Source organism: Burkholderia sp. BCC1993 (assembly GCF_905339865.1).
Taxonomy (GTDB): Bacteria; Pseudomonadota; Gammaproteobacteria; order Burkholderiales; family Burkholderiaceae; genus Burkholderia.
The window spans coordinates 17,745-31,666 of sequence record NZ_CAJPGZ010000016.1 but is presented as its reverse complement, the minus strand read 5'-3'; the positions used below and the strand labels follow the sequence as shown (position 1 = coordinate 31,666).

Here is a 13,922-nt window from a genome sequence, read left to right as displayed (position 1 = left end):
GGGCGTGGTTTTTTGTCGGTCCGCATCCCCTTTCGTTGAACCTGTTGCGATTACGGTCTATTAGCGTCGCCCCTGCGCGGGGCGGCGGTCACTTTTCTTTGTCTTCCAAAGAAAAGTAACCAAAAGAAGGGCGCGTCCTTGGGCGGACGGCAAAGGAGGTTCTGCCCACGTTCATGTTCTCTTGTCAGGCTCTAGTCCGGTTCATACACGAGTTTCCCCATCCCTCTCTCAGTAGGCAAACAACAAGGGACGTACATGAGTCTCATCGAAATCAAAGTGCCGGATATCGACGATTACAAAGAAGTCCCCGTCATCGAAATCGCAGTGAAAATCGGTGATCGCGTCGAGAAAGAGCAATCCCTGATTACGCTCGAATCCGACAAGGCAACCATGGATGTACCAAGCCCAATCTCTGGCATCGTCAAGGCATTGAGCGTCCAGGTCGGCGATATCGTGTCCGAAGGCACGTCGATCGCGCTTCTTGAAGACGTTCGCGAACTGCCTGCCGCGAGTTCGTTGGCGGGCGCTCCGGTCCCGCCATCGGAAAATGCATCAGCCACACCGCAAGGCGGCAGCCTCTCCGGTAACGCAGATATCGAATACGACATGCTCGTGCTCGGCGCCGGCCCCGGCGGCTACTCGGCCGCGTTCCGCGCAGCCGACCTCGGCATGAAGACGGTGCTCGTCGAACGCTACTCGACGCTCGGCGGCGTCTGCCTGAACGTCGGCTGCATCCCGTCGAAGGCACTGCTGCATACGGCGCTCGTGATCGATGAAGTCGCGGCGCTCGGCTCGCATGGCATCACCTTCGGTAAGCCGCAGATCAATCTCGACAAGCTGCGTGACTTCAAGTCGGGCGTCGTCAGGAAACTCACAGGCGGCCTCGCCGGCATGGCGAAGGCACGCAAGGTCGAAGTCGTGACGGGCACGGGCGCGTTCGTCGATCCGTTCCACATGGAAGTGCAAGGCGAGAACGGCAAGAAGGTCGTCCGGTTCAGGCAGGCGATCATCGCCGCGGGCTCGCAGGCGGTGAAGCTGCCGTTCATGCCGGAAGACCCGCGCGTCGTCGATTCGACGGGCGCACTCGAACTGCGTCAACTGCCCAAGCGCATGCTGGTGATCGGCGGCGGCATCATCGGCCTCGAAATGGCAACGGTGTACTCGACGCTCGGCGCCGAGATCGACGTGGTCGAAATGATGGACGGCCTGATGATGGGCGCGGACCGCGATCTCGTGAAGGTCTGGGAAAAGTACAACGCGAAGCGCTTCGGCAACGTGATGCTGAAGACCAAGACGGTCGGCGCGGAAGCGAAGGAAGACGGCATCTACGTGAAGTTCGAGGGCGAAAAGGCCCCGGCGGAAGCACAGCGCTACGACCTCGTGCTGGTCGCAGTGGGCCGCAGCCCGAACGGCAAGAATATCGGCGCCGACAAGGCAGGCGTCGCGGTCACCGACCGCGGCTTCATCGACGTCGACAAGCAGATGCGCACGAACGTGCCGCACATCTTCGCGATCGGCGACGTCGTCGGTCAGCCGATGCTCGCGCACAAGGCCGTGCATGAAGGCCACGTCGCAGCGGAAGCCGCGCACGGCGAGAAGGCGTACTTCGACGCACTGCAGATCCCGTCGGTGGCGTACACGGATCCGGAAGTGGCGTGGGCGGGCAAGACGGAAGACCAGTGCAAGGCCGAAGGCATCAAGTACGGCAAGGCCGTGTTCCCGTGGGCCGCATCGGGCCGCGCGATCGCGAACGGCCGCGACGAAGGCTTCACGAAGCTGATCTTCGACGAGGAAACCCATCGCGTGATCGGCGGCGGGATCGTCGGCCTGAACGCGGGCGACCTGATCAGCGAAGTGTGTCTCGCCGTCGAGATGGGCGCGGACGCGGAAGACATCGGCAAGACGATCCATCCGCACCCGACGCTCGGCGAATCGATCGGCATGGCCGCCGAGCTGTACGAAGGCGTCTGTACGGACCTGCCGCCGCCCAGAAAGGCCTGATCGCCATCTCGGCTTACGTGTCGTAAGTATGACGAATTGCGGGTTTTCCCGAGCGGGCGTCAGAATGGCTGTTTTTGGTGATAACTCGACTTTTTATCGGAATTTTCCACGGAGTCGGCTGGCATAAACTCGTTCATCAGGTGATGTTGTTCGAATGCGTGCTGGAGCGGAAATCGATGTTCCGCTCGACAACGAGCGTTCGAACCTCAGGGCACCGGAGCCTTAGGCAATGAGGAGACCCAGGCCATGAACGTTGCGCTGGACAGAATAGACCTTAGCATCCTGAGTGAACTTCAGGAGGACTCAAGTTTGACGAATCTCGAACTGGCGGCTCGAGTCAACCTGTCGCCGTCTCCCTGTCTCGTCAGAGTCAGGAATCTCGAGCGTCTCGGTGTAATCAGCCGGCGCGTCGCGGTGCTCAATGCGTCCCTGCTCGGCCTGGGCGTGATGGCCATCGTCGAGATCAGTCTGGAGCGGCAGGGCATGCAGGCGCGGGAGAATTTCGCCGATACGGTGAGAGGCATCACCGAAGTCATGGACTGTTTCATGATGACCGGACAAACCGACTATCTGCTGCGGGTGGTGGCGAGGGATCTCGTCGAACTGGAACACATCATCACGCACAAGCTGACGTCGCTTCCCGGCGTGGCCAGCGTTCGCTCGAACGTCGTGCTCAAACGGCTTGCCAACAAGACGACGTTGCCTATCGACAAGACACGGCCTATCCAGATTCACGGCATGGCGCAGGCGTCGTGATCACATCGCTCGAGGTGGTTTCATGAGTAACGCAACATCGATCCGCCAGCCGGTGGATTCGCGCGCCGACATCGCGACGGCGTCGGACATTATCGAAGAAGCACGCGCCGGCCGCATGTTCATTCTGGTCGACGACGAGGATCGCGAGAACGAAGGCGACCTTTTCATTCCCGCGCAATTCGCCACGCCCGATGCCGTCAACTTCATGGCGACGCATGCGCGTGGCTTGATCTGCCTCGCGATGACACGCGCGCGCTGCGAATCGCTGGGCCTGCATCTGATGAGCCGGATCAACGGCTCGCGGCACGAGACGGCCTTCACGGTGTCGATCGAGGCGCGTGACGGTGTGAGCACGGGCATCTCGGCGGCCGACCGTTCCCGCACGATTTCGCTTGCGATCAATCCGGAAACGGGGCGCGACGAGCTCGTGTCCCCCGGGCATGTGTTTCCGCTCATGGCGCGCGACGGCGGCACGCTCGTGCGCGCAGGGCACACGGAGGCCGCGGTAGATATCGCCCGTCTGGCCGGGCTCGCGCCGGCCGGTGCGATCTGCGAAATCATGAACGACGACGGCACCATGGCGAGGCTGCCGGACCTCATCGCCTTTTCACGGCGACACAAGCTGAAGCTGGGCACGATCGCCGATCTCATCGCGTATCGCCGACGAACGGAAAGGCTCGTGGAGGCCGTCGAACACGGCAGCTTTACCGAGCCGAATGGAAGACATTGGCGGATCGTCGTCTACCGGAACCGGATCGATCAGGTCGAGCATATTGCGTTCGTCATGGGCGATCTTCGAGGCGCTGACCCCGTGCTCGTGCGCATGCATGCGATGGACACCATGAACGACGTCATGGGCGGTCACCACCTCGCGTCTCTACGCGGCGCCGCGCGATTGCTGGCGGACGAGAACCGCGGCGTGATCGTGGTGATCCGCGAGTCGCGTGCCACGGCCGTGTCGGAACGTGTGCGTTCGATGATGCATCCCAAGCCTGCCGAGCCGGAACTGCGTGACTACGGAATCGGCGCGCAAATCCTCACCGAACTCGGCGTGAAGAACATGATCCTGCTCTCCAATCACGAACGAACGATCGTGGGCCTGGAGGGCTACGGTTTGAACGTGGTGGAGCAGAGAAAAATAGAGCGTATCCACGACTATCAGGAAGTTTGACGCCATTCAGCCGCGCCCCGTGCCGATGAAGAGATCGGGTGCTCTCGTCCGAGTCACGGTGGCCTCGTTCCGAATGAAGTCGTGCCGCTCGTTTCAGAGCGTTTCGTGACCATAAAAGCAACTGGAGGAGAGATGAGACACGCAGAAAACCTGGGCATCTTCGGCGAGCGCGAGCGCCATAGCCATGGGGCGGCCCGCATGAAAACAACGGCAGACAATCCCTATACGATCGGACTCGAGCGCGACCCCGCGAACTTCGTCGCTTTGTCGCCGCTGACGTTTCTCGAACGCGCCGCATCTGTCTGGCCGGAGCGCACGGCCATCGTGCATGGCGCGATTCGCCGTGATTGGGCCGAAACGTATCGACGTTGCCGGCTACTCGCCGGTGCGCTGCTCGGGCGCGGCATCGGCAACGGCGATACGGTGGCGATGATCGCGGCCAATACGCCGGAACTGTTCGAGGCGCACTTCGGTGTACCGCTTTGCGGCGCGGTACTGAACACCATCAACACGCGGCTCGATGCCGATACGATCGCGTTCATTCTCGACCACGGCAACGCGAAGCTGCTGATCACCGACCGCGAATTCTCGCCGACAGTGAAGAAAGCGCTGGCGCGTCTTGGCCGCGTCATTCAGGTGATCGACATTGACGATCCGCAGTTTGGAGAGGGCGATCTGCTCGGCGAAAAAGACTACGAAGCGTTGCTGCAGGAGGCCGAGCACACGGAATTCTCTGTCGCGATGCCTGAAGACGAATGGCAAGCCATTGCGCTGAACTACACGTCGGGCACGACGGGCAATCCAAAAGGCGTGGTGTATCACCATCGCGGCGCATATCTGAACGCCGTGTCGAATGCACTATCGTGGCATCTGGACGAGCACACGACCTATTTGTGGACCTTGCCGATGTTTCATTGCAATGGCTGGTGCTTTCCCTGGACCATGGCGTTGGTGGCCGGCACCAGTGTCTTTCTGCGCCATACGCGGGCCGAGCGGATACTCGATGCCATCCGCACCGAGGCGGTTACGCATTTCTGTGGCGCGTCCGTGGTGTTGAACATGATCAACAACGCCGCGCCGGAGCTGAAAGCGGGCATTCGTCACGGCGTCAAGGTCATGACCGGCGGTGCGCCGCCGCCTGCTGCGGTGATCGCCGGCATGGAACGCATGGGCTGGGACGTGACGCATGCCTATGGGCTGACCGAATCTTACGGGCCGGTCGTGCAATGCGTGTGGCGCGAGTCGTGGAATGCGCTCGATCTCGATGCGAAAGCGCGACTCAAGGCTCGCCAGGGTGTACGCGGCCCGGTTCTCGACGCGATGATGGTGGCACACCCGGATACGCTGGAGCCCGTTCCACAGGATGGGCAGACGCTCGGCGAGGTCTTTCTGCGCGGCAACAACGTGATGAAGGGCTACCTGAAGAATCCGGGCGCCACGGTCGACGCATTTGCCGGCGGGTGGTTTCATACGGGCGATCTCGGGGTTTGGCATTCCGATGGCTACCTGGAAATCAAGGATCGCTCGAAGGACATCATCATCTCGGGAGGTGAAAACATTTCGTCGATCGAGATCGAGGACATGCTGTATTCCCATCCCGCTGTTCTGGAGGCGGCAATCGTCGCGCGTCCGGACGACAAGTGGGGCGAGACACCTTGCGCGTTCATCACGCTCAAGGACGATTCGGTCGTGACCGAAGCGGACATCATCGCGTTTTGCCGCGAGCGGCTGGCACATTTCAAGGTGCCCAAGACCATCGTCTTCACGCCACTGCCGAAGACATCGACCGGCAAGATCCAGAAATTCATCTTGCGGGAGCGCGCGCGCGAGCTGTGAAAGACGCGGCGGTGTAGCGCCAGCCGCCGCGTTTCGATCAACGCGAAGAAGCGTCCTTGTCCACTCGAAATTTGCCGGGACTTTGTCCCATGGTCTTCTTGAACATGGTGATGAACGAATTGGGACCTTCATAGCCGAGTTCGAGCGCGACGGCGTGAACCGACGCTCCCGCCGACAATCGCTGAAGCGCAATGATGATATGCAGACGCTCGCGCCAGCGCCCGAACGTCATGCCGGTTTCGCTGCGCACCAACCGCGCGAGCGTACGCTCGCTCATCGCATATCGGCGCCCCCATTCCGCGATCGTGCTGCGGTCGGCGGGATTGTCGAGCAACGCCGAAGCGATCTGTTGGAGCCGCGGATTGTCGGAGATCGGGAGAAAGACGTCGTCGGGCGCCAGTTGCGCAAGCTGATCCAGCAACACTCGTGCGAGCCGACCCACCGGGCCGTCCTTCGGATAGTCGGGTGGAAATCTGGCCAGAGAACGGATCAGCTCGCGGATGAGCGGCGTGATCGTGAAGCTGCGGCAGTCGGTCGGCAGGCCGGCTTCGTCCGGTGCAATGAAGATGACGTATAGCTTCGCGAAGTCGGAAGCATGATTGCTGTGAGGAACGCCGCCCGGAATCCACACCGCGCCGTTGGGCGGGACGATCCACCATCCGCTCGGCGATCGGCACATGACCGACCCGCTCAACGCGACGACCATTTGCCCCTTGCGATGAACGTGCATCGGCAGTTCATCCTCTTTTCCACTCGTCTCCAGCAGGACGGAAATGACCGGCAAATCGACGGAATCCGGATCGAACGGTTGATAGTTGATCTTCACGTCGTCTGTCATGGCTGGCGAAGCGGACATACGGATTTCAGGCGTTTCGGGTTCCACGGTTCACTCGCTTTCTGCGCGTGCGCGGCCTCGGTGAGTTCATGAGTCGCCGCCCTCAGCGCAACATTCGGTGGGCCATCTGAGTGACGCGATTTTAATCCGCCGAATCAACCATGGCGCCGGCAAATCAAAATTAAATTTGGCCCCGCTGCACCTACACTGACCCAATCAAAAATGACGAGGCATCAGGTATGAAAACCGACGAACTGATTTGCACACACATCGATGCAGACCTCGTGCAGCTGACGATAGACCGGCCGCCGGCGAACGCGCTGAGCGAACCGCTCATCACTGCCTTGATTTCGATCTTCAGCGACTTCGCGCAACAAAGCGTGCCACCGGGCATCGTGCTCACCGGGGCGGGAGAGAAGTTCTTTTGTGCCGGCGGCGATATCAATGAAGTGGCGGACCATGAACTCGCGCTGTCGCGCATGGAAGCGTTCCACGCGTTCCTGGAGCAACTCGAGCAGTATCCGAGCCCGCTCGTGTGCGCGATCAACGGCTACGCGGTGGGCGCGGGATTCGAAATGGTGCTGCATGCCGATTACGTCGTCGCGTCCGCTGATTCCCGGCTGGGATTTCCCGAGATCAATCACGGCTTGTTGCCCGCGGCAAAAGGCATGCGCCACGCAGCGACGCTGCTCGGTCAACGTGCCGCGCGTTCGCTGCTGTTTTCAGGCGAACTGATCACTGCCGGCGATGCGCTCGCTATGGGCGCGGTGGACGCGATATCCACGCGTGACGAAGTGCTGCGAGACGCGCTTGCGAAATGCCGCGCGCTTTGCAGCAAGGAGCGGCAACTCTTCGCCGCCATCAAGAGAACGCTGCGCGAGAGCTCACGGATGAACGATGCAGCGCTGCTGCAGATGACGCTCGATGACCTGCGTGGATATCTCGGCAACGCGAAGACCGCGGACGCAAGATCCCGATTTCTGACCCGCAACAAGAAGGCCTGATCGTGAGCAATCTCCAACCACCGGAAACACTGCATCTCGCCCGGATGACGTATGAGGACGTGGCGGCCGCATTGGCCACGCAGTTTGATCGCGTGATCATTCCCTGCGGCGCGATCGAGCAGCACGGCCCCCATCTGCCGCTGAGCATGGATGCCGATCATGCTGACGCGCTGGCCGTCGAAATCGCCACGCTGCTGGGGCGAACCCTGATCGCACCGACGATCCAAGTGGGATGCTCGAAGCACCACATGGCCTTCCCGGGCACGATCTCGTTGCAGGAGCACACGTATGCCGCGCTCTGCCACGATTACTGTGTGAGCCTCGCGACGCACGGATTCAAGCGCATCTACCTTTTTTCCGCTCATGTCGGCAACTTCAATGCCCTTCATGCGATGTTGCCGAGCTTGCGAGAGGCTGTCGGGCCGGACGTCCAGGTGCTTGCCTATACGGATCATCAGGCGTGGCTGCGCGAATGGCGACTGGCGGTCGAGGCAGCCGGTGGCGATCCGGAATCCGTGGGCGGACACGCCGACATCGCCGAAACCTCGCTCATGATCCATCTTCGCCCCGACAGCGTTCGACACGATCAACTCGTGGCAGGCCATGTGGGCGCCATGACGACCGAGCAATTGAACCGGATGTGGAAGGAGGGCGTGGCGTCGATCTCGCGAAACGGCGTGCTCGGCGATGCGCGAGGATCGTCACGCGAGATCGGCGAGACGTGCCTGCATGCCACGGCCAGACTTCTCGCGTCGGCATTTTCGGCCGAGTCGTCGACGTAGAAGGGCCGGTGCGCCGGCAGCATGATCTGCCGGTATCGACGAGGTGGCGGCATGAAAAGAATAAAAAATGCTGCGAGATCTGCGGCAATATTTATTCACGGAAACAACGAGGATTCAAAGCCGAAGCGGAAGACGAATCGATAAGTATCCCTATCGACTTCCGCTGAGATGTTTCGAAATCTAGCGCAAGGACGATGTTCATGGTTTTACGGCGAGACACTGGCCGAACCTGGGCAACAGTTCGCGCGCGCCGTGAATTTGCAAACTACGACTATCAAGGAAAAGAAAATGCCATTGAAAATCGGTTTTTGGTCCGAGCAGGAGACGCAGGTCGGGCATAGCTACTCGAACAGGCTTCGTGAACTGGTTCGCGAAGCGCTTTTCGCGGAGCAAATGGGTTTCGACTTCGTTGCGTTGTCGGAGCAACACTTTGCGCTTGGCGGCGTGTCGAGCTCGGCGCCTGAAGTGGTCTTTGGTTATCTCGCGGCCGTCACGTCGCGAATCAAGCTTCGTCCCGCCGTGGCGTTGATGCCCAAGGCTATCAATCACGCACTGCGTACCGCGGAACGGCTGGCGGCAACCGACATCCTCTCCAACGGGCGGATGGAGATGTATTGCGGTCGCGCCAACACCACGATCGCCATGCGTGCGTTCAACGTATCGCCGGAGGAAACCCTGCCGCAGATGGAAGAGGGCATGGCGCTGCTGCGCAGAGCGATGCGTGAAGACGTGTTTACCTTCGAAGGAAAGTATTACCAGGTGCCGCCCCGGTCGCTCGTGCCGAAGCCGATGCAAAAACCGTATCCCGTGCTCGGCGTTGCCGCGACCAGCGCGAACAGCCACGCGTGGGCCGGCTCGGAAGGCCTTGCGGTGATGAGTCATGCGATTTATCAGGGATGGGAAAAACAGAAGGGGCTGCTCGACACCTACTGGAAGAGCTGGAAGCGCGACGAGACCGGGCCGTTGCACAAGCCGCGCGCCGGCATGCCGATCTTCATCGGTATCGGCAAGACCGACCAGGAAGCGAAGGACATTTACGCCGGCGCGATCATGAACTATGCGCGCATCTCGACCGATGCGTATCCGCGGCTCGCCAAACTCGCGGACAACTACGCATACATGGCCGAAAGCGTGCCCGCGATGCAACGGGCCGCCGAAGATTGGGACTACCTGCTGAACGAATCCGCCACCACGGTGTGCGGAAGCCCCGATACCGTCATTCGTCAGCTGGAGCAATACGAGAAGCTCGGAATCGACGAGGTGCTGCTGCATATCGACTCGGTACCGCACGAGCAGATCATGTCGGCGATCGAGATGGTGGGCCGTTACGTGATTCCGCATTTCAACGATCGCAACAATATCGTCCGCCCGACCGACGAGTTGCTCGAGAAGATTCGCGCCATGCGCCCGCAGGCCGCCAACCCGCAGCAAAGTCAAGGATGAACCTACGTATGAATACGTCTTCGCGCTATCAGTATCTGAATGTCGAACAGCGGTCGTCCGGCGTCGCGATTGTCACGATGAATCGCCCGGAAATCCTGAACGCCATCAATTGGGACATGCACGACGAGCTGGAACAGGTATTCGTCGATCTGGATCACGACAAATCGGTCAAGGCGATCGTTTTGACCGGCGCCGGCCGCGGTTTCTGCTCGGGCGGCGACCAGAAGTCGATCGACAACGGCAATATCCCGTCGGCGACGCGTGGTGGCCGTCACCTCGTGAGAAACATGCTCGAGGTCGAGGTGCCGATCGTGGCGGCGGTCAATGGCGTGGCCGTGGGTCTCGGCGCCACGCTCGCGCTGTTCTGCGACATGATTTATGCGAGCCCGACCGCACGGTTCGCCGATACGCACGTCAATGCCGGTGTCGTCGCGGGCGACGGCGGAGCGGTGATCTGGCCGCTTCTTCTCGGGCCGGTCCGCGCTCGGCACTATCTGATGACGGGCGACTTCGTCAGCGCGGAAGAAGCGCTGGCGATGGGGATGATCAACAAGATCGTCGAAAGCGACAAACTGCTGGACGCGACGATCGATTACGCGGAACTGCTCGCGAGCGGCCCGCGCGACGCGATCGTCTGGACGAAATACTGCGTCAACAAGCTCGTCAAGCAGAATGCCCACCTGCTGCTCGATACGTCGCTCGCGCTGGAAACGCTGACTTTCAATTCGCCCGAGCGCCGCGAAGCGGTGGCTTCGTTCGCCGAACGGCGCAAGCGCTTTGGAGACCACTGAAAATGAGCGCGGCACCGTGGACTTCCGGCAGTCAATTCGCCACCACTACTATTCCGGCGTTGCTGATCGAGCGGGTGAAGAACGACGCCGACACAAACGCGTTCTTCCAGAAGCGTGCCGGCGAGTGGATACCCACCACCTGGAAAGGCTATGCGAACGCAGTCTGTTCGGTATCCGTAGCACTCCGGGAGGCCGGTGTGGCACGCGGCGAACGGGTTGCGATCATGGGCGACGTATCCTGCGAGTGGGTCATCGCCGATATGGCGACGATCTGCTCGGGAGCGGTGACGGTGGGCATCTATTTCACCGCATCGGTCGAAGAGGTCCGCTACTACCTGGAGGATTCAGGAGCGAGACTCGCTTTTGCCGGAAGTGCCGAACAGCTTCGGATCGTGGAAGCGGCCGATACGTCCCGCAGGCTCGTCAAAATCGTGGTGCTCGATCCGAGCTGGAAGCGCACGCCCGGTGAAACCGGCACGAATGTCGTTTCGCTTGCCGAGTTCGCGTCGGATTTTGCCGGCGACGAAGTCGCCTATCTGCGTGAGCAGTCGCGGCTTGCGAAGTCGACGGACCTGGTGAGCCTCGGTTACACGTCGGGAACCACGGGGGCGCCCAAAGGTGCGATGCTCACGCATCTGTCGATGCTGGCGGGTGCGTTCACGTGGCCCACCTTCTGTCCGGCGATACTGTCCGAACCGCAGCGCATGGTGGTCCATCTGCCGCTGTCGCACACGGTCGCGCGCCTTCAGGGGACGACGCTGCCGTTGATCGCGAAGACGGTACCTTACTTCGTCGACGTGTCGGCCGATTTCGCGAAGTGCATTCAGGAAGTCAGGCCGACGTCCTACATGGCGCCGCCGCGCTTCTATCAGAAATTCGCGACCCAGCTCATCAACCACGTGAACGGCAGCAGTGAAGTCGAGCAGAGAAACTACAAGCTCGCACTTGGCATCGCTCGGGAAGTACTGGCCGATCGACTGGACGCAGGCACGAGCGACCCGTTCAAGGAACAGCTCTACGCCACCTGCCGCGAGCTCGTTTTCAAGCCGTTGCTGGCCACAATCGGCTTCGACGATTTGCGCTATCCGTATACGGCGTCCGCGCCGGTGCCGCCCGAGGTCGTCACACTGTTCCAGTTGTGGGGCGTCAACCTGAAAGAGAATTACGGGCAAACGGAGATGGTCGGCGGAAACCTCGCGCAGGTCACTGACTGGTCGAGGCCCGGCAACTCCGGCGTGCCGATTGACGACCCCGCATGGGAAACACGCGTGTTGCCGGACGGCGAAATGATCGTGCGCGGGCCGGGACTGTTCATCGGCTACTGGAACAAGGAAGCTGAAACGAATGCCGCGTTGCGGGACGGCTGGTTGTATACCGGCGACATCGTCGACGTCGGGGCGGACGGTTCGTACAAGCTGATCGATCGAAAGAAAGAGCTTATCAACACCGCCGCCGGCAAAACGATCAGCCCGGTGCAGATCGAAAACGAACTTCGCCAGAGCCCTTACATCACGGAGGCGCTGGTGATTGGCGAAGGGCGCAAGTATCTGACGGCGTTGATCGAAGTCGACGGCACGCTCACCATGGACTGGGCCAGGACGCGCGACCCTTCGATCACGCGCTACGCTGATCTGGCCACGTCGCCGATCGTGATCGACCTGATCCGCGAAGAAGTGGAAAAGGCCAACGCGAGGTTGGCGCGGGCAGAGCAGATCAAGGCGTTCAGGCTATTCCCCGAGGAGCTCACACCGGAAAACGGCGTGATGACCGCAACGCGCAAGAAACGCCGCAAGCCGCTGATGGCGCGTTACGAGCGCATCATTGCCGGCCTTTACGACGATGCCGAAGAACAGTTGATCAAAGAGCAGCTTGTCGGTTCGGGGCCCGCAGCTTCTGTTCACCCGCAATAACACGCGCCGGCAGCGCAACTGGCAGCGAGAACCCATTGACGGTGCGGCGCGGGCCATGACCGGTGCAACGCCACGGGTACTTCACCACGCTGCTTCGTGGAAGTACCTGTGGCGCTCCGCCACGAAGCCGCACCGCCGTTCCGTCAACCGAGAGAGGTACCGCCGTGATAGCACTTTCCCCAGACCGCACGACCTTCCGCGAGGCCATGGCCCGTATCGGAGCCGCGGTAAATATCATCACCACCACGACACCTTCCGGCGATGTCGGCATGACGGTGTCCGCCGTGTGCTCCGTGACCGACGACCCGGCGACGGTGCTCGTTTGCATAGGCCGGTCCAGCCGCCAGTATGGCCACTTCAGCACGGCGGGCATCATCTGTATCAACGTGCTGTCCCACGAGCATGAGGAGCTTGCGCCGATCTTCGCGGGCAAGGGCGATGTGCAGATGAGCGAGCGCTTCACGTACGGCGAGTGGCTCCGTCTCGTCACAGGTGCGCCGGCGCTGGCAACTGCGGCTGCGAGTCTCGACTGCACGGTGGACCGAAGCATCGACATTGGCACACATACGGTTTTCTTCTGTGCCGTGCAGGCGGTGCATCTTGGTTCCTCGGACTCGGGCTTGGTGTATCACGGGCGCGCTTATCATCGGCTGCCACAGAAGGAGGCTTGAAACGCCAGGGTTTTGTGGCGGTGAGGGGAAGATGGTGAAAAGTTGCGGTATCAGTAGGATTGTTTATGTTTTCAGTGAGTAAAACTGGTGCAAGTGAGTGTATCCGATGCCACGGTCTTGAATTTGGCCTTTGGCGATCATATGCATGAGCTCGATGCCGCTCAACAGATCCGGGTGTAACGAAAATCTCTCTTGCCGATGAATACGAAGCAGGCTTCGTTGGAATGACCGTTGACGAAATCGGTCTGGACCAACTTGAGATGGTGCAACCGATGAGCTTCCCTGCGCGCTCACTGAAGCCCATCGCAAGTTCCTTTTGTCGCTGGTCCGACTTGAGCCGGAATGGTCGCACTCTGACACAGCGTGGGTTTCGTTTCGATCGGTACGGCTTTCGGGTGCCGGCGATCGTCGTATCACCGTATGTCAAGCAAGCAACGATCGGTCATGCGTTTTACGACCACGTTTCGATCGCCAGAACGCTCGCGCTGATCACGCAGCGTACGGTAGTTCCGTTCCTGGATAGTCCGCGTTTTGCTGGTGCGGTAGATTTTTCGTCGGTTCTCACACTGAGCCGGCCTCGCAAGGCGAGCGACATACACGTGTGCCCTTCGGCGCTGCCCGTCGCGCCGCCTGCGACCACGCCGACGGTCAACCGTGCCGCAACGGCATTCAACAATCTGAACTGGCCGATGCAGTCCACGTACGGAGGGGCGTGAGGAGGG

Annotated in this window: 12 protein-coding genes and 1 pseudogene; 11 read left to right on the top strand and 2 right to left on the bottom strand. The window is 60.8% G+C overall.

What is annotated here, in order from left to right:
- The first annotated feature begins 255 nt into the window (after positions 1-255).
- The 4 genes from lpdA (at position 256) to U4Y91_RS25605 (ending at position 5,764) form a co-directional block, all read left to right on the top strand.
- Complete coding sequence (gene lpdA, locus U4Y91_RS25620) at positions 256-2,001, top strand: dihydrolipoyl dehydrogenase (RefSeq protein WP_321807432.1); 1,746 nt, start codon at positions 256-258, stop codon at positions 1,999-2,001.
- A 246-nt stretch (positions 2,002-2,247) separates the two neighbouring features.
- Positions 2,248-2,757, top strand: a complete 510-nt coding sequence (locus U4Y91_RS25615) for an Lrp/AsnC family transcriptional regulator (protein ID WP_110385807.1) — start codon at positions 2,248-2,250, stop codon at positions 2,755-2,757.
- A 22-nt stretch (positions 2,758-2,779) separates the two neighbouring features.
- Entirely contained in the window at positions 2,780-3,928 is a 1,149-nt protein-coding gene (gene ribB, locus U4Y91_RS25610; RefSeq protein WP_321807431.1) for a 3,4-dihydroxy-2-butanone-4-phosphate synthase, read from the top strand.
- A gap of 198 nt (positions 3,929-4,126) precedes the next feature.
- Positions 4,127-5,764 (top strand): acyl-CoA synthetase, encoded by a 1,638-nt coding sequence (locus tag U4Y91_RS25605; RefSeq protein ID WP_321807577.1) that lies wholly within the window; start codon positions 4,127-4,129, stop codon positions 5,762-5,764.
- A 37-nt stretch (positions 5,765-5,801) separates the two neighbouring features.
- Here the strand turns inward: U4Y91_RS25605 and U4Y91_RS25600 are convergent, their stop codons facing one another.
- Complete coding sequence (locus U4Y91_RS25600) at positions 5,802-6,620, bottom strand: helix-turn-helix transcriptional regulator (protein WP_321807576.1); 819 nt, start codon at positions 6,618-6,620, stop codon at positions 5,802-5,804.
- A 218-nt stretch (positions 6,621-6,838) separates the two neighbouring features.
- Here U4Y91_RS25600 and U4Y91_RS25595 point away from each other — a divergent pair, with 218 nt between their 5' ends.
- The 6 genes from U4Y91_RS25595 to U4Y91_RS25570 all read left to right on the top strand — a co-directional run bounded on the left by U4Y91_RS25595 (position 6,839) and on the right by U4Y91_RS25570 (position 13,200).
- Positions 6,839-7,603, top strand: a complete 765-nt coding sequence (locus tag U4Y91_RS25595) for an enoyl-CoA hydratase/isomerase family protein (RefSeq protein WP_321807430.1) — start codon at positions 6,839-6,841, stop codon at positions 7,601-7,603.
- Positions 7,604-7,605: 2 nt separating this feature from the next.
- Positions 7,606-8,385 (top strand): creatininase family protein, encoded by a 780-nt coding sequence (locus U4Y91_RS25590; protein WP_321807429.1) that lies wholly within the window; start codon positions 7,606-7,608, stop codon positions 8,383-8,385.
- 288 nt (positions 8,386-8,673) lie between these two features.
- Positions 8,674-9,828, top strand: a complete 1,155-nt coding sequence (locus U4Y91_RS25585; protein WP_321807428.1) for an LLM class flavin-dependent oxidoreductase — start codon at positions 8,674-8,676, stop codon at positions 9,826-9,828.
- An 8-nt stretch (positions 9,829-9,836) separates the two neighbouring features.
- Complete coding sequence (locus U4Y91_RS25580; protein WP_321807427.1) at positions 9,837-10,619, top strand: enoyl-CoA hydratase/isomerase family protein; 783 nt, start codon at positions 9,837-9,839, stop codon at positions 10,617-10,619.
- 2 nt (positions 10,620-10,621) lie between these two features.
- Positions 10,622-12,529, top strand: coding sequence for an AMP-dependent synthetase/ligase (locus U4Y91_RS25575; protein ID WP_321807426.1), 1,908 nt, complete (start codon positions 10,622-10,624; stop codon positions 12,527-12,529).
- Positions 12,530-12,735: 206 nt separating this feature from the next.
- On the top strand, positions 12,736-13,200 hold the full coding sequence (locus U4Y91_RS25570) for a flavin reductase family protein (RefSeq protein WP_321807425.1): 465 nt from the start codon (positions 12,736-12,738) through the stop codon (positions 13,198-13,200).
- 63 nt (positions 13,201-13,263) lie between these two features.
- On the opposite strand, the pseudogene U4Y91_RS25565 reads toward U4Y91_RS25570, so the two are convergent.
- Positions 13,264-13,371: pseudogene (locus U4Y91_RS25565) on the bottom strand (IS6 family transposase); the annotation flags it as partial.
- 53 nt (positions 13,372-13,424) lie between these two features.
- On the opposite strand from U4Y91_RS25565, the gene U4Y91_RS25560 reads away from it, so the two are divergent.
- Positions 13,425-13,916: an alkaline phosphatase family protein gene (locus tag U4Y91_RS25560; RefSeq protein WP_321807424.1), complete on the top strand. Its 492-nt coding sequence runs from the start codon at positions 13,425-13,427 to the stop codon at positions 13,914-13,916.
- Positions 13,917-13,922: the final 6 nt, after the last annotated feature.